The sequence below is a fragment of the Pseudomonas sp. ok266 genome, from assembly GCF_900110195.1.
In the GTDB taxonomy this organism is placed as follows: Bacteria; Pseudomonadota; Gammaproteobacteria; order Pseudomonadales; family Pseudomonadaceae; genus Aquipseudomonas; species Aquipseudomonas neuropathica.
On the sequence record NZ_FOCU01000009.1, the window covers coordinates 195,983 to 212,373 of the forward strand.

General features: G+C 60.9%; 13 protein-coding genes. 5 read left to right on the forward strand and 8 right to left on the reverse strand.

Translation table 11 applies throughout. The features are described from left to right. Positions 1-145: 145 nt before the first annotated feature. The 5 genes from BMY54_RS18385 to BMY54_RS18405 all read right to left on the reverse strand — a co-directional run bounded on the left by BMY54_RS18385 (position 146) and on the right by BMY54_RS18405 (position 4,479). Positions 146-1,972 (reverse strand): ABC transporter ATP-binding protein, encoded by a 1,827-nt coding sequence (locus BMY54_RS18385; protein ID WP_093435319.1) that lies wholly within the window; start codon positions 1,970-1,972, stop codon positions 146-148. Next, positions 1,965-2,567, reverse strand: coding sequence for a DsbA family protein (locus tag BMY54_RS18390; RefSeq protein ID WP_175559631.1), 603 nt, complete (start codon positions 2,565-2,567; stop codon positions 1,965-1,967). The genes BMY54_RS18385 and BMY54_RS18390 overlap by 8 nt, the downstream gene beginning before the upstream one ends. A 35-nt stretch (positions 2,568-2,602) precedes the next feature. Further along, the gene (locus BMY54_RS18395) at positions 2,603-3,544 is read right to left on the reverse strand and encodes an oxygen-dependent tRNA uridine(34) hydroxylase TrhO (protein ID WP_093435323.1); all 942 of its coding nucleotides are present in this window, start codon (positions 3,542-3,544) and stop codon (positions 2,603-2,605) included. Positions 3,545-3,645: 101 nt separating this feature from the next. Further along, the gene (locus tag BMY54_RS18400) at positions 3,646-3,945 is read right to left on the reverse strand and encodes a BolA family protein (RefSeq protein ID WP_064391455.1); all 300 of its coding nucleotides are present in this window, start codon (positions 3,943-3,945) and stop codon (positions 3,646-3,648) included. A 12-nt stretch (positions 3,946-3,957) separates the two neighbouring features. Then, positions 3,958-4,479 (reverse strand): DUF2059 domain-containing protein, encoded by a 522-nt coding sequence (locus BMY54_RS18405; protein ID WP_034155305.1) that lies wholly within the window; start codon positions 4,477-4,479, stop codon positions 3,958-3,960. Between the two features lie 193 nt (positions 4,480-4,672). On the opposite strand from BMY54_RS18405, the gene BMY54_RS18410 reads away from it, so the two are divergent. Further along, entirely contained in the window at positions 4,673-6,067 is a 1,395-nt protein-coding gene (locus tag BMY54_RS18410; protein WP_007908383.1) for a class II fumarate hydratase, read from the forward strand. A gap of 123 nt (positions 6,068-6,190) precedes the next feature. On the opposite strand, the gene BMY54_RS18415 is transcribed toward BMY54_RS18410, so the two are convergent. Continuing rightward, positions 6,191-7,150, reverse strand: a complete 960-nt coding sequence (locus tag BMY54_RS18415; RefSeq protein ID WP_093435325.1) for a DMT family transporter — start codon at positions 7,148-7,150, stop codon at positions 6,191-6,193. A 210-nt stretch (positions 7,151-7,360) separates the two neighbouring features. Between BMY54_RS18415 and BMY54_RS18420 the strand changes: the two genes are divergently transcribed. Continuing rightward, positions 7,361-7,555: a DUF6316 family protein gene (locus BMY54_RS18420; RefSeq protein ID WP_093435328.1), complete on the forward strand. Its 195-nt coding sequence runs from the start codon at positions 7,361-7,363 to the stop codon at positions 7,553-7,555. 139 nt (positions 7,556-7,694) lie between these two features. Here BMY54_RS18420 and BMY54_RS18425 read toward each other — a convergent pair whose 3' ends face one another. Together BMY54_RS18425 and pap are read right to left on the reverse strand one after the other, a co-directional pair. Then, positions 7,695-8,879, reverse strand: coding sequence for a thiolase family protein (locus BMY54_RS18425; protein WP_093435330.1), 1,185 nt, complete (start codon positions 8,877-8,879; stop codon positions 7,695-7,697). Between the two features lie 102 nt (positions 8,880-8,981). Then, the gene (gene pap, locus BMY54_RS18430) at positions 8,982-10,496 is read right to left on the reverse strand and encodes a polyphosphate:AMP phosphotransferase (protein WP_093435333.1); all 1,515 of its coding nucleotides are present in this window, start codon (positions 10,494-10,496) and stop codon (positions 8,982-8,984) included. A gap of 172 nt (positions 10,497-10,668) precedes the next feature. On the opposite strand from pap, the gene mnmC reads away from it, so the two are divergent. From mnmC to ngg, 3 genes are all read left to right on the forward strand, one after another. Continuing rightward, positions 10,669-12,648 (forward strand): bifunctional tRNA (5-methylaminomethyl-2-thiouridine)(34)-methyltransferase MnmC2/FAD-dependent 5-carboxymethylaminomethyl-2-thiouridine(34) oxidoreductase MnmC1, encoded by a 1,980-nt coding sequence (gene mnmC / locus BMY54_RS18435; RefSeq protein ID WP_093435336.1) that lies wholly within the window; start codon positions 10,669-10,671, stop codon positions 12,646-12,648. A 162-nt stretch (positions 12,649-12,810) separates the two neighbouring features. Continuing rightward, on the forward strand, positions 12,811-14,583 hold the full coding sequence (locus tag BMY54_RS18440) for an N-acetylglutaminylglutamine amidotransferase (protein ID WP_093435339.1): 1,773 nt from the start codon (positions 12,811-12,813) through the stop codon (positions 14,581-14,583). Positions 14,584-14,586: 3 nt separating this feature from the next. Further along, entirely contained in the window at positions 14,587-16,332 is a 1,746-nt protein-coding gene (gene ngg, locus BMY54_RS18445; protein ID WP_093435342.1) for an N-acetylglutaminylglutamine synthetase, read from the forward strand. The last annotated feature ends 59 nt before the right edge of the window (positions 16,333-16,391 follow it).

Consider the following 16,391-nt stretch of genomic DNA (forward strand, 5'->3'; position numbering starts at 1 on the left):
CTCAGCCTAGGCTAATTTTCGCCAAGTCAAAGGGACAGCTCTGCCGTCCTCTAGGTCGATTGTGCAAATGGCGGGACTGTACGGGCGTTCCGAGTGATTTTACTTAATGCAATTCAAGCACTAAGCACAGAAACCGGCACGAAACTCAAGGGCGCTGGATCTGCTGCAGATGACCATAGAGCTTGGCATACAGACCACCATCGGCAATCAACTGCTGATGATCGCCATCTTCAGCGACCTGACCGCCATCGAACACCAGCACGCGATCAGCCTGTTTCACCGCCGACAGTCGGTGGGCAATGATCAGCGTGGTGCGGCCATTGAGGAAGCGCGCCATGGCCTGATGCAGGTTGTACTCGGTGGCGGCGTCGAGGGCCGAGGTGGCTTCGTCGAGGATCACGACTTTCGGTTCGGCGAGGATCATCCGCGCGATGGCCAGACGTTGCCGCTGCCCGCCGGACAGGCGCACGCCGGAGCGGCCGACGATACTGTCCAGACCATTGGGCAAGGCGCGGATGGTCGCTTCGAGCTGAGCGATTTCCAGCGCCTGCCAGCACGCCTCGTCACTGCGGGTGCGGCCCATGGTCAGGTTGGCGCGCACGGTGTCGTTGAACAGCGCCGGGTGCTGCAACACCACTGCGACGTTTTCGCGAACCGTGTCCAGACCGATTTCCTGCTGGGTCGAACCGCCGAAGCGGATGGTGCCGGACAGTGGCGTATAGAGCCCGAGCAGCAATTGCACGAGGGTACTTTTGCCGCCGCCACTGGCGCCGACAATCGCAACTTTTTCACCAGGAGCAATCGACAGATTCAGTTGATCCAGCACCAGGTCATCGCCGTAGCCGAAGCTCAGGCCCTGTACCTGAATACCTACGGTGTCCCGGCCCTTGAACGGATCGACACCGCCGGGATATTGCGGCTCATCGGCGCGCGCCAGCAGTTCGTTGATCCGCGCCAGCGCCCCGCCCGCCGCGTAATAGGCGTATTGCAGATTGAGCAGTTGTTCAACCGGGCCGATCATGAACCACAGGTAGCTGAACACCGCGAGCATCTGGCCGATCGACAGGTCGGAGAACAACACCGTGAGCATCGCCGCCGCGCGGAAGATGTCGATGCCGAACTGGAACAACAAACCGCTGGCACGGTTGGAAGCGTCGGTTTTCCACTGCGAGTTGACCGCGTAGTTACGCACTTCCTGCGCGCGCAGACCGAGCCGCCCGAGGAAGAAACCCTGACGGTTGCCGGCACGGATCTCCTGAATCGCATCAAGGGTTTCGCTCAACGCCTGGGTGAAGCGCGAGGTGCTGTCGTTCTCAAGCTTCTTCAGGTGTTTGACGCGTTTGCCCAACTGCACCGTGGCGTAGATCACCAGCGGGTTGAACAGCAGAATCAGCAGCGCCAGTTTCCAGTGCATCCACATCAGGATGCTCGCGGTGCCGACCAGCGTCAGCATCGCCACCAGAAAGCGACTGAGGGTTTCGCCGACGAATTTGTCGAGGGTATCCAGATCAGTGACCAGGTGCGTCGTTACTGTGCCGCTACCGAGGCTTTCGTATTCGCCGAGGGAAATCCGCTTGAGGCGTTCGATCAGACGCACGCGAATACGATAGACGATGTCCTTGGCCAGCCGTGCAAACAGCCGCGACTGCAACACACCAAAGCACAGCGAACTGCAACGCAGGGTAAGGGTCACCAGCAACATCAGGCCGATATAGCCGGCCGCTTGCTGCCACATCGTCGGCAGCACATGGTTCATGACTTTCAGCGCGGCATCGCCATGGCCGAGCAGGACTTCGTCCACCAGCAGCGGCAACAGCAATGGAATCGGCACGCTGCACAGCGTCGCCAGCACAGCCACGCCGTTGGCAATCCATAGGGATTTTTTGTGAGTGAGTGCCAGTCGCCGGACTTCTGCCCAGCTCAGCCGGTCGACACGCTTTACGGCTGGCGTGTCATCGGCCAGGTCAGGCACAGGCGGCGCGCTCCAGCCAGCGGCCGAGCAATGGCGACAGTTCGCTGAGCGGTTGATAGCCATTGGTCAGCAGCGCCAGTTGGCCATTGCGTTCGGCGAGCAGGGTCGGGAAACCGGCGATGCCCAGATCCTGCACCCAACTGAAATCGGCCTGAGTGGCTTTGTGCTGATCGGCATGATCGAACAACGCCGCGAACTCGATGCGCGGCACACCGGCCTTCTCCGCCAACTCGACCAATACACTGGCCTGGGTGACATCGCGGCCTTCAGCGTAAAACGCCTGCTGGATCAGTCCGACCAATGTCCACGCGCAATCCGGCGCCAGACTGCGCGCCGTGACGATCGCGCGGCAGGCAGGCTCGGTGTCGTAGACAAAACCGTCAGGTAACGCACCTTCAAACTTGAACGGTTGACCGGTGGCCTCGGTGACCGCTTGCCAGTGTTCAAGAATGTAGCGACGCGTGGTCGGCTCCAGCGCCGAGCCGCTGCCGGTGCGCAAACCACCGACCACCAGATGCAACTCCACCCCGGCTGCTTGCGCCTGCTCAACCAATGCCTTGGCCACCGGAGCAAAACCCCAGCACCACGAACACATCGGATCCATCACATAGAGCAGGCGCGCAGACATGATTAAGCCTCGGTGGATGCTTGCTTGTAGTTGTAGCCGATCGGGTGCGGCATGTTGCGCGCCTTGGCCAGTTCGATCTGCTTCTGCCGGTCGATGGCGCTGCGGCGGGTTTTCTCGCTCAACGTGTCCCAGCAATGCGGGCAACTGATGCCGGCAACGTAATGCTCGCTGGTGCGATCTTCAACACTGACCGGTGTGCGACAGGCATGACATTGATCGTAGTCGCCTTCGCTGAGGTCGTGACGCACGGTCACGCGGTTGTCGAACACGAAGCAGTCGCCCTGCCACTTGGTTTCTTCCTGCGGCACCTCTTCGAGGTACTTCAGGATGCCACCCTTGAGGTGGTAAACCTCTTCGAAACCCTCGCCGAGCATGTAGCTCGAAGCTTTCTCACAGCGAATGCCACCGGTGCAGAACATTGCGACCTTCTTGTGCACGGCCGGGTCGAAGTGTTCTTTGATGTAGTCGGGGAATTCGCGAAAACTGGTGGTTTTCGGATCGATGGCGCCTTCGAAAGTGCCGATCGATACTTCGTAATCGTTACGGGTGTCGATCAACAGCACTTCCGGGTCGCTGATCAACGCGTTCCAGTCTTGCGGATCAACGTAGGTGCCGACCTTTTTGTTCGGGTCGACGCCTTCGACACCGAGGGTGACGATCTCTTTCTTCAGTTTGACCTTGGTGCGATAGAACGGCTGCTCGTCGCAGTACGACTCTTTGTGATCGATGTCGATCATGCGTGGGTCGTTCTTGAGCCAGGTGAGCAGACCGTCGATGCCTTCGCGAGTGCCGGACACCGTGCCGTTGATGCCTTCTTCGGCGATCAGCAGGGTGCCTTTGATCTGGTTGTCGACCATCGCTTGCAGCAGCGGCTCGCGCAGGTTGACGTAATCTTCGAGGGTGACGAACTTATACAGTGCCGCCACGACAATCGGTTGTGTCATGGGTATTTCTCCAGGTGGCTACCCTCGCAAAGGGTGAACCGGATTCAAAAAAAACGCGCCGGGTAAGCGGCGCGTTGCGGATTCTAGCAAAAAACCGAAGCTTAATGCTTACTGCCGCCAGCACAGGTTGGCGATGCCGGAGCGGCGCCGATCTCTGCCCATTCCTGCGGGGTGTAGGTGTGCAGCGCCAACGCATGGAACTCGCCCATCAGCTCACCGAGCGTGCCGTAGACTTTCTGGTGGCGCTTGACCCGGTTCAGGCCGTCAAACTGCGCGCTGACCACCACGGCCTTGTAGTGCGTCTGCAACCCGCGACTGTGCATGTGGCTTTCGTCCAGCACTTGCAGGTGCTCAGGCTGAAGCAGGGCCAGCGTCGATTCGATGCGTTGTTGCATGGTCATCACGAACTCCGCTTACTTCTTCTTGGCCGGCGCAGCAGCGCCTTTCGGGTCCAGCTCTTTGGTCATGTCGTCGAGCAGCTTGTTGACGACAGGCACGGCGCTTTCCAGTTTGGCCTGGGTCATCTGGGCCGATTGCTGGGTCAGCTGCGGCATTTTTTCCAGGACTTTCTTGCCCAGTGGCGACTGGTAGAACGCGACCAGGTCTTTCAGCTCGGATTCGCTGAAGTTGCTGGTGTAAAGCTTGACCATGTCAGGCTTGAGCTTGTTCCAGCCGATGGCCTGGTCCAGGGCGGCGTTGGCCTTGGCCTGGTAGGTTTCCAGTACGGCTTTCTTGGCTTCCGGGGCTTTGGTCTGTTCAAAACGCTGAGCGAACATTTGCTGCACTTGCATGTACACCGGAGTGCCCAGCTTGTCAGCGTGCGCCAGGGTCAGGAAAGCTTCAGCACTGGCGTTGTGGCTGGCGGTATCGGCAAGCACCTGGCCGCTGGCGCAAACCAGTGCAACCGCGGTGCAGATGGCACGAAGACGAGTCATCGAGTTTCCTTTTCAGCTAGGCGAGGTAAAACCCCAAGGGCGACCATTCTGCGCCTAAAAAACCTCGTGGCTCAACCCCCGAGCCTTGCCGTGCTTGATTGGCCGGGTTTTACCGGTCAACAATCGGTTCGAGGGAACCACCACGGCCGATGCCGGCCTAAACTGCGCAAACAGACCAACAGGAGTGTGCACGATGAGCCGTATCGAAACCGACAGCCTGGGCCAGATCGAAGTCCCGGACGACGCCTACTGGGGTGCTCAGACGCAACGCTCGCTGATCAACTTCGCCATTGGTCAGGAACGCATGCCGCTGCCGGTACTGCACGCTCTGGCCCTGATCAAGAAAGCCGCTGCACGGGTCAACGACCGTAACGGCGATTTGCCCGCCGACATCGCCCGCCTGATCGAACAGGCTGCCGACGAAGTGCTCGACGGCCAGCACGACGACCAGTTTCCGCTCGTCGTTTGGCAGACCGGCAGCGGCACGCAGAGCAACATGAACGTCAACGAAGTCATCGCCGGGCGCGCCAACGAACTGGCCGGCAACCCGCGCGGCGGCAAGACGCCGGTGCACCCGAACGATCACGTCAACCGCTCGCAAAGCTCCAACGACTGCTTCCCCACCGCCATGAGCATTGCCACCGCCCAGGCCGTGCAGGAACAACTGCTGCCGGCGATTGCCGAGTTGTCTGGCGGCCTCGCCGAACTGGCCGCGCGGCACATGAAACTGGTGAAAACCGGTCGCACGCACATGATGGATGCGACGCCGATCACCTTCGGTCAGGAGTTGTCCGGGTTCATCGCGCAACTGGATTACGCCGAACGCGCAATCCGCGCCGCGCTGCCAGCGGTGTGTGAACTGGCCCAGGGCGGCACCGCGGTCGGCACCGGGCTGAATTCGCCGCATGGTTTTGGTGAGGCGATTGCTGCAGAACTGGCGGCGCTGTCCGGCCTGCCCTTCGTCACCGCGCCGAACAAGTTCGCCGCCCTCGCCGGCCACGAACCCCTGACCAGCCTGTCCGGCGCGCTGAAAACCCTCGCCGTGGCGCTGATGAAAATCGCCAACGACCTGCGCCTGCTCGGCTCCGGCCCACGCGCAGGTTTTGCCGAAGTGCGGCTGCCGGCAAATGAGCCGGGCAGCTCGATCATGCCCGGCAAGGTCAACCCGACCCAGTGCGAGGCATTGTCGATGCTCGCCTGTCAGGTGCTGGGCAACGACGTGACCATCGGCATTGCCGCGAGTCAGGGTCACTTGCAGTTGAACGTGTTCAAACCGGTGATCATCCACAACCTGCTGCAATCGATCCGCCTGCTCGCCGATGGCTGCAGCAACTTCCAGCAGCACTGCATTGCCGGGCTGGAGCCGGACGCCGAAGTCATGGCCCGACACCTGGAGCGCGGGCTGATGCTGGTGACGGCACTGAATCCGCACATTGGTTATGACAAGTCGGCGGAGATCGCCAAGAAGGCTTACAGCGAAGGGCTGACCTTGCGTGAGGCGGCGTTGGCGTTGGGCTATCTGACGGATGAAGAGTTTGATGCGTGGGTGCGGCCGGAGAATATGATCGAGGCAGGCGCCAAGGGTTAAGTTTTGTAGAGCCTGAAAGTCCGTCTTCGCGAGCAAGCTCGCTCCCACATTTGGGCGCATTTCCAACATGAGAATGCAGTCGAATGTGGGAGCGAGCTTGCTCGCGAATGGGGGCGACGCGGTTTAACTGGCTGCCATCTTCAACCGCCGCGCCTTCAACCCGGCAATCAACGAAGGCCCCAACGCCACCAGCGCCGACCCCAGCACCACCAGCACCGCCCCGCCATAACCCAACCCGTTGATCTGCTCGGCATGCACATATTCGGGCCAGATCCCCGCCGCAATCGCTACTGCGCCAAAGGTCACCAACGGCGTGATCGCCAACGTCGCACTCACCCGCGACGCTTCCCAATGCGCCAGCGCTTCAGCGAACGCGCCATAGGCAATCAACGTGTTCATGCAGCACGCCAGCAGCAGCCAGCCCTGCAACGGGCTGAGGTTCAGCGCTTCGAGCGGATGCACCCACGGCGTCAGCAACAGTGCGCAGAACAGGTAGATCACCATCATCACTTGCAACGAATTCCATACCGTCAGCAATTGCTTCTGACCCAGCGCATAAAAGGTCCACACCGTCGACGCCAACAGCACCAGCAACACCCCGGCGGTGTAATCCGACAACGAGGTCAGCAGCTCTGCCAGTCGTTGATTGAAAAACAGCACGAAACCGATCAACAGCACCGCCAACCCGATTCCCTGACCAATACTGAAACGCTCCTTGAACACAAACAGACTGGCGATCAACAACATGATCGGGCCCATCTGCACCACCAGTTGCGCGGTGCCGGGGCTGAGCAAATTGAGCCCCATCAGGTACAGCACATAGTTGCCGACCAGCCCGAGTACCGCCATCAGCACCAGCCAACCACCCCTGGGACCCAGCACTTTGCGATTGGGCAGACGTTTCACCGCCGCCAGATAGATGAACAGACAGCCACCGGACACCAGCAGACGAAACCAGGTCACCGTGACCGGGTCCATCACCAGCAGCACCTGTTTGAGTTTGATCGGCAGGATGCCCCACAGAAACGCGGTCAGCAGCGCCAGGAACAAGCCGTACACCCAGCGACCCGATGAAATGTGCATGGAAACCCCAAAGCCTGCTGACAAGTGCGCTCATTCTAGGCGCGCCATGAACCGACACACAGGGACAGTTAAGGCCAGGACGCGAATGAAACTGTTCAGGTCGCAGCATTAAATTGACGTCGCGCCGTTGATCGGCTGTACAGGCGCGCCAAATGCTTCAGGCATAAGCTCAATGGATCCCTTTCAGCGCACCAGCCAAGGAGACCGATCATGTTAGCAATGCGCGCGCAGGACAGCGCCCCCGCCACGCACTTTCGCAGTGATCGCTTGTGCCGGGTCAATGGCGAACTGTTTTTCAGCACTCGGGAAAATACCCTTGAGGGGCCGTTCGACAGTCCCGAGAAGGCTGAGCAGGAAATAAAGGCGTATATCGCGCGGATGCAGCTACAGGATTCCAACCGGTAAACCCGGTAGATCCCTTCGCGAGCAAGCTCGCTCCCACATTGGATCTCTGGTGTACACAAAATCAGTGTTCACTGAAGATCTACTGTGGGAGCGAGCTTGCTCGCGAAGAGGGCTGAACAGACAACTAGTGAATTGAGGATTAACGCACCGCCTCAAACAGCCCCGTCGCGCCCATCCCGCCGCCCACGCACATGGTGACGATGCCGTAACGCAGATTACGCCGCTGCAACTCCCGCACCAGATGCCCGACCTGCCGCGACCCGGTCATGCCAAACGGGTGACCAATGGAAATCGAGCCGCCATTGACGTTGTATTTCTGATTATCGATCTCCAGCCGATCCCGGCTGTACAGGCACTGCGAAGCAAACGCCTCGTTCAGTTCCCACAGATCGATATCCGCCACCTGCAAGCCTTTGGCCTTGAGCAGCTTCGGCACCGAGAACACCGGGCCGATACCCATTTCGTCCGGCTCGCAACCGGCCACGGTGAAGCCGCGGAAAAATGCTTTCGGCTTGAGGCCCAACTGCAAGGCTTTCTCCAAGCTCATCACCAGCGTCATCGACGCACCGTCGGACAGCTGCGAGGAGTTGCCCGCCGTCACCGAACCATCCTCGGCGAACACCGGTTTCAATCCGGCGAGACTTTCATAGGTGGTGTCCGGGCGATTGCAGTCGTCGCGATCAACCACACCGTCGAGAATCTGCACTGCACCGGTGTTTTTGTCCTCGACGCGATACTTCACCGCCATCGGCACGATTTCATCGTTGAACAGTCCCGCAGCCTGCGCCTGAGCGGTGCGGATCTGGCTCTGCAATGAATAGCGATCCTGCGCTTCACGGCTGACGCCATAACGCCGCGCGACCACTTCGGCGGTCTGGCCCATCGAGTAGTAGATGCCCGGCGTTTGCTGCTTCAGCAGCGGGTTGATCAGGTGATCGTTGTTGACGCTTTTCATCGTCAGGCTGATCGACTCGACGCCGCCGGCCACGATGATGTCGCTGCAACCCGAAGCGATCTGGTTGGCAGCAATCGCAATCGCCTGCAAGCCCGACGAACAGAAACGGTTGAGGGTCATGCCGGCGGTGCCGGTGCCCAAACGCGACAGCACCGCGACGTTACGACCGATGTTGTAGCCCTGCGCGCCTTCGTTGGAGCCGGCGCCGACAATGCAGTCCTCGACGCTGGCCGGATCGATGTCGTTGCGCTCAAGCAGCGCGTTGACGCAATGGGCCGCCATGTCATCGGGACGGGTCTGGTTGAACTTGCCGCGAAAGGACTTGGCCAGGCCAGTCCGCACGCTGTCGACGATCACCACTTCACGCATGGCATACCTCATTGTTGTAGTCGGTTGAGAGTGGACCGAGCATAAGTCCACCGCATCAACCACCGCGACAATCATTCACCCCGCGTATGCGCGTCTATCGGCTCAGTCCTTGTGTTTCTTCGCGTGCTTGTCGGATTTCTCGAAGGCCTGTTCCAGTGCACGGTTGATCGTGCGCAACACCTTCACCCGGGCCCAGCGCTTGTCATTGGCCTCGATCAGCGTCCATGGCGAGATCTCCGAGCTGGTGCGGTCGACCATATCGCCGACTGCAGCGCGATAGGCGTCCCACTTGTCGCGGTTGCGCCAGTCGTCTTCGGTGATCTTGAAGCGTTTGAAGGGGATCGCTTCGCGCGCCTGGAAACGCTCCATCTGCGTATCTTTATCAATAGCCAGCCAGAACTTGACGACGATCACTCCGGCGTCGGACAGCTGCTCTTCAAAATCGTTGATTTCGCCGTAGGCACGCAACCAGTCGGCCGGCGTGCAGAAACCCTCAATCCGCTCTACCAGCACCCGGCCGTACCAAGAGCGGTCGAACACGGTGAACTTGCCGCGCGCCGGAATGTGCCGCCAAAAGCGCCACAAGTACGGCTGAGCGCGCTCCTCCTCAGTCGGTGCGGCGATCGGCACGATGTTGTATTGCCGTGGATCGAGCGCCGCCGCGACCCGACGGATCGCCCCGCCCTTGCCGGCGGCATCGTTGCCTTCGAACACCGCCACCAGCGCGTGGCGGCGCATGCGTTTGTCGCGCATCAGCCCAGACAAGCGCGCCTGCTCGGTGATCAGTTGTTCTTCGTAGTCTTTCTTCTCCAGACGCTGGGTCAGGTCGAGGCTGTCGAGCAGGTTCAACTGATCGACCGGCGTGCCCAACGGCGCGGCGCTGACATCGTGCGGATGCACGTCCGGACGCTTCAGCGCATTTTGCAAACCTTCGAGGAGAATCTTGCCGACCGCCAGGCTGCGATAGTTGGCGTCGGCGCCTTCGATCACATGCCACGGCGCGTAATCGCGACTGGTACGGCGCAGCACGCGCTCGCCGTATTTGACGAACTTGTCGTAGGTTTCCGATTGCTGCCAGTCCAGCGGGCTGATGCGCCAGCTGTGCAGCGGATCATCGGCCAACGCTTTGAGCCGGGCCTTCATCTGTTTCTTGGACAGGTGAAACCAGAACTTGAAGATCAGAGCGCCTTCATCGCAGAGCATCTTTTCCAGACGCTCGGCGCCGGCGATCGCCTGATCCAGACGCGGATCCTTGAACAAGCCATGCACCCGCCCCTGCAGCATCTGGCTGTACCAGTTGCCGAAAAAGATGCCCATGCGCCCCTTGGCCGGGAGCATTCGCCAGTAGCGCCACGCCGGTGGCCGCGACAACTCTTCATCGGTCTGCTGATCGAACGTGCGCACTTCGATCAGGCGCGGGTCCATCCACTCGTTGAGCAACTTGACCGTCTCGCCCTTGCCCGCGCCTTCAATGCCGTTGATCAGGATGATCACCGGAAAACGCTTCTGCTGCTGCAGTTCGAACTGAGCTTCGAGCAAGGCTTCACGCAATGCTGGGACGGCCGCATCAAAGGTGTCTTTGTCGATGGCGTGACCGATTTCAGCGGATTCAAACATGGGACGGCTCCTTCCAGGATTCAGCAAGACTAGCGGATTGGGCACAGCAGCGGCGCAGAAATTCCCACGGCTGGCGGATTGTCCGTGAGTCAACGGGCGCAAGCCTTGCCATGGATCAAGCAGCCCCTGCGCGATCGGCTAGAATGGCCGCCTTGTCGTTGCCGAGCCTGCCATGAAACCTGTATTGCCCCACGCCCAACTCGATTGGGATGACCACGGACGCCCGCGTTCGCGGGTATTCGATGACGTGTACTTTTCCGACCAGTCAGGGCTGGAAGAAACCCGTTACGTGTTCCTCGAACAGAACCGCCTGGCCGAGCGTTTTGCCGCGCTGCCGGCGGGTGGGCGACTGGTCATCGGCGAAACCGGGTTTGGCACCGGGCTGAATTTTCTTTGCGCCTGGCAGTTGTTCGAGCAGCACGCCATGGCGGGTGCGCGCCTGCATTTCGTCAGCGTCGAAAAATACCCGCTGAGCCCTGCCGACCTGAAACGTGCGCTTGCCCTATGGCCGGAACTCAAGCCACTGGCCGATCAGTTACTACGGCATTACGTGGCGATCCATACCGGCTTTCAGCGCATCACCCTGGCCCACGGCCGCGTGACGCTGACGCTGTTGATCGGCGATGCCCTGGAACAACTGCCGCAGCTCGACGCGCAGATTGATGCGTGGTTTCTCGACGGTTTCGCCCCGGCAAAAAACCCCGACATGTGGACTGCCGAACTGTTTGTCGAGCTGGCGCGACTGGCAGCGCCCGGCTCAACCATCAGCACCTTCACCAGTACCGGTTGGGTTCGCCGTTTGCTCAACGCTGCCGGGTTCAAAATGAAGCGCACGCCGGGCATCGGTCACAAGTGGGAAATCCTCCGTGGCGAGTTTCTCGGCTGGCCGGCGGAAGTGACGCCGCCGACACCGGAAAAACCCTGGTTCGCTCGTCCTGCACCGATCGCGGCTGAACGTCGAGCGCTGGTGATTGGCGCCGGTCTCGCCGGCTGCGCCACGGCGTCCAGCCTGGCCGCACGTGGCTGGCAGGTGACGTTGCTCGAACGCCATGCGGCGGTGGCGCAAGAAGCCTCGGGCAATCCGCAGGGCGTGCTGTACCTGAAATTGTCCGCCCACGGCACGGCACTGTCGCAACTGATCGTCAGCGGTTTCGGTTACACCCGACGCCTGCTGGAAACCCTGCAACGCGGCACCGACTGGGACGCTTGCGGCGTGCTGCAACTGGCGTTCAATGCCAAGGAAGCCGAGCGTCACGCCCAGTTGGCCGAAGCCTTCCCGGAAGACCTGTTGCAGTGGCTGGATCAGCCCGAGGCGCAGGCCCGTGCCGGGGTCGGTCTGGCCCATGGCGGCTTGTACTATCCCGAAGGCGGTTGGGTGCATCCGCCGGCGTTGTGTCAGGCGCAAGCGGCGCAGGCGAACATCGAACTGCTCAATCATTGCCAAGCACTGCAACTGCGCAGGGTCGATGACCAGTGGCAAGCCCGCGACGGTGACCGCTTGCTCGCCAGCGCGCCGGTCGTGGTGTTGGCCGGTGCCGCCGACATCAAATGTTTTGCGCAGAGCGCCGAGTTACCGCTCAAGCGCATTCGCGGGCAGATCACCCGCCTCGCCGAAACCGCAGAAAGCCAGGCACTGGCCACTGTGGTCTGCGCCGAAGGCTACGTCGCGCCTGCCCGTCTGGGCGAACACACGCTCGGCGCCAGTTTCGACTTCAACAGCGATGACCTGACGCCGACCACCGCCGAACACGTGGGCAATCTGGCGATGCTCGAAGAGATCTCAAGCGATCTGGTTACGCGTCTGCACATCAGTGAACAGCCGGTCGAAAATCTTCAGGGCCGCGCAGCCTTTCGCTGCACCAGCCCTGACTATTTGCCGATTGTCGGCCCCCTCGCCGACCGCGAAGCGTTCCTCGACACCTACTCGGCGCTGAGCAAAGACGCCCGCCAAGTGCCGGACATCGCCTGCCCTTGGCTGGACGGTTTATACGTCAACAGCGGCCACGGCTCTCGCGGGCTGATCACCGCGCCACTGTCTGGCGAACTGCTCGCCGCATGGCTGGACAATGAACCTCTGCCGCTGCCACGCAGTGTCGCCGAAGCCTGTCACCCCAACCGCTTTGCGTTACGTCGGTTGATTCGCGGCAAATGAAGTGAAGACCACGGGCCATGACGTTGGCCCACTGGTCTGACGGCGCCGCTTATAACTTATCGTTCTAAAACTCCCACAACCGCACCGGGTCAGTTTCTGAGTACCGGCCATTTCGGCCGCTGAAGAAACACCCTCCCCAACGGAAAAACCGGTAAGGACTTTATGTGCGGATTAGCTGGCGAGTTACGTTTTGATCAACAACCTGCAGACCTTGCAGCGATCGAGAGAATCACCCATCACCTGGCCCCTCGCGGCCCCGACGCGTGGGGCTTCCATGCCCAAGGGCCGATTGCCCTGGGTCACCGTCGCCTGAAAATCATGGACCTGTCGGACGGCTCGGCGCAGCCGATGATCGACAGCCAGCTGGGCTTGTCCCTGGCCTTCAACGGCGCGATCTACAACTTCCCGGAACTGCGTGCCGAACTTGAAGCGCTGGGTTACGCGTTCTACTCCGGTGGCGACACCGAAGTGCTGCTCAAGGGCTACCACGCCTGGGGCGAAGCGCTGCTGCCGAAGCTCAATGGCATGTTCGCGTTTGCCATTTGGGAACGCGACGCCAAACGCCTGTTCATCGCCCGCGACCGTCTCGGCGTGAAGCCTTTGTACCTGTCGCGTACTGGCCAGCGTCTGCGCTTTGCCTCGGCGTTGCCAGCGTTGCTCAAGGGCGGCGACATCAACCCGATCCTCGATCCGGTGGCGCTCAATCATTACCTGAATTTCCATGCCGTGGTCCCCGCGCCACGCACCCTGCTAGCCGGCATCGAAAAACTGCCACCGGCGACCTGGATGCGCGTTGAAGCCGATGGCACCACCGAACAGAAAACCTGGTGGACCCTGCCTTACGGCCCACACGATGATGAGAAAAATCTGACCCTCGAAGATTGGGTTGATCGCGTCCTCGACAGCACCCGCGAAGCGGTGGCGATTCGTCAACGCGCGGCAGTGGATGTCGGTGTGCTGCTGTCCGGCGGCGTCGATTCGAGCATGCTCGTCGGCCTGTTGCGTGAAGTCGGCGTCGACAACCTTTCGACCTTTTCCATCGGTTTCCAGGATGCCGGCGGCGAACGCGGTGACGAATTCCAGTACTCGGATCTGATCGCCAAACACTACGGCACTCAGCATCATCAACTGCGCATCGACGAGAAAGAAATCATCGAGCAATTGCCCGCCGCGTTCCGCGCGATGAGCGAGCCGATGGTCAGCCATGACTGCATCGCCTTCTATCTGCTATCGCGCGAAGTGGCCAAGCACTGCAAAGTGGTGCAGAGCGGCCAGGGTGCTGACGAATTGTTCGCCGGTTATCACTGGTACCCGCAAGTCGACGGTGCGGCGGATCCGTACGCGGCGTATCGCAATGCGTTTTTCGACCGCAGCTACGATGACTACGCCGCCACCGTGCAGCCCAAATGGCTCACCGCGAACGATGCAGCCGGCGACTTTGTGAAAGAACATTTCGCCCAGCCCGGCGCCGATGCGGCGGTGGACAAAGCCTTGCGTCTGGACAGCACGGTGATGCTGGTCGATGACCCGGTCAAACGCGTCGACAACATGACCATGGCCTGGGGCCTGGAGGCGCGTACGCCGTTTCTCGACTATCGACTGGTAGAACTCTCGGCCCGAGTGCCTGGCCAATTCAAGCTGCCTGACGGCGGCAAACAAGTGCTCAAAGAAGCCGCGCGCCGAGTCATCCCGAGTGAGGTGATCGACCGTAAAAAAGGCTACTTCCCGGTGCCGGGCCTCAAGCACTTGCAGGGCGACACGCTGAACTGGGTGCGCGAACTGCTGCTCGATCCGAGTCAGGATCGCGGTCTGTTCAACCCGGCCATGCTCGACAAATTGCTAACCGATCCGCAAGGCCAACTGACGCCGTTGCGCGGTTCGAAGTTGTGGCAACTGGCTGCCCTGAACCTGTGGCTCAGTGAACAAGGAATCTGATTGATGAAACCCCACGCCACGGCCATCAACCAACGGCTGCTACGCGGTCAGACGCCGTCCTATGAACGCTTGCAGGCGCGTCTGGCCGAAGATGGCAGCATGCTGGCCGCCGACCCGATCGCCGTCCATTGCGGCTGGGGCCGGTTGCTGATCGGCCACACGTTTCCCGACCCGGCATCGCTGGCGCAGGAGCTGCTCAAAGAGCAGCCCGGCGAGCGTGATATCGCGCTGTACGTCGCGGCGCCGCAGCAGATCCTCGGCCTGGAACCGACGCAACTGTTTCTCGACCCGTCGGACACCCTGCGCCTGTGGTTCAGCGATTACCGCCAGGCCACCCGTGTGTTTCGCGGCTTTCGTATTCGCCGCGCGCAAAGTGAGGCGGACTGGCAGGCGATCAATCTGTTGTACCAGGCGCGCGGCATGTTGCCGATCGATGCCACGCGGCTCACTCCGCATCATCAGGGCGGCCCGGTGTACTGGCTGGCCGAGGATGAAGACAGCGGCGCGGTGATCGGCAGCGTCATGGGCCTGAACCATCAAAAGGCTTTCAACGACCCGGAAAACGGCAGCAGCCTGTGGTGCCTGGCGGTTGATCCGCAATGCTCGCGGCCGGGTGTTGGTGAAGTGCTGGTGCGGCACCTGATCGAGCACTTCATGAGTCGCGGCTTGAGCTATCTGGATCTGTCAGTTCTGCATGACAACCGGCAGGCGAAAAACCTCTACGCCAAGCTCGGCTTTCGCAATCTGTCGACCTTCGCCATCAAGCGCAAAAACGGCATCAACCAGCCGCTTTTCCTCGGCCCGGGGCCAGAAGCGCAGTTCAATCCGTATGCGCGGATCATCGTTGAAGAAGCTCATCGACGCGGCATCGACGTACAAGTGGATGACGCCGATGCCGGGCTGTTCACTCTCAGCCACGGCGGGCGTCGCGTGCGTTGCCGCGAATCGCTGAGCGACCTGACCAGCGCGATCAGCATGAGCCTGTGCCAAGACAAAAGCCTGACCCACAAAGTGCTCAAAGGCGCCGGACTGAACCTGCCCTCGCAGCAACTGGCCGGTAATGCCGACGACAATCTGGCCTTCCTCGACGAGCATCAACGGGTGGTGGTCAAACCGCTCGACGGTGAACAGGGCCAAGGCGTAGCAGTGGATTTGCAGAGCATCGAAGAGGTGCAGCAAGCCATCGAAACGGCGAAGCAATTTGACAGCCGCGTGCTGCTCGAAAGCTTCCACGAAGGGCTTGATCTGCGGATTCTGGTGATTGGCTTTGAAGTGGTGGCGGCGGCGATTCGCAAGCCGGCGGAAGTGGTCGGCGATGGCCAGCATTCGGTGGGCGCGTTGATCGAGGCGCAGAGCCGTCGTCGGCAAGCGGCGACCAGTGGCGAAAGCAAGATCCCGCTGGATCACGAAACCCAGCGCACCCTGCATGCGGCCGGTTATGACTACAGCAGCATTCTGCCGGCCGGCGAGCACCTGTTTGTGCGGCGTACGGCGAATCTGCACACCGGCGGCACGCTGGAAGATGTCACGGCGATTCTGCACCCAACCCTGGTCGACGCCGCTGTGCGAGCCGCGCGGGCGCTGGACATTCCAATGGTCGGGCTCGACTTGATGGTGCCGGCGGCGGATCAGCCCGAGTACGTGTTTATCGAGGCCAACGAACGTGCCGGGCTGGCTAACCATGAGCCGCAGCCGACGGCGGAGCGCTTTGTCGATTTGTTGTTTCCGCACAGTCAGCCGGCTATTTAACCCTTTCCTGATCGTTCCCACGTCGAGGCGTCGAACCGTCTGCGTGGGAACGCCTCACC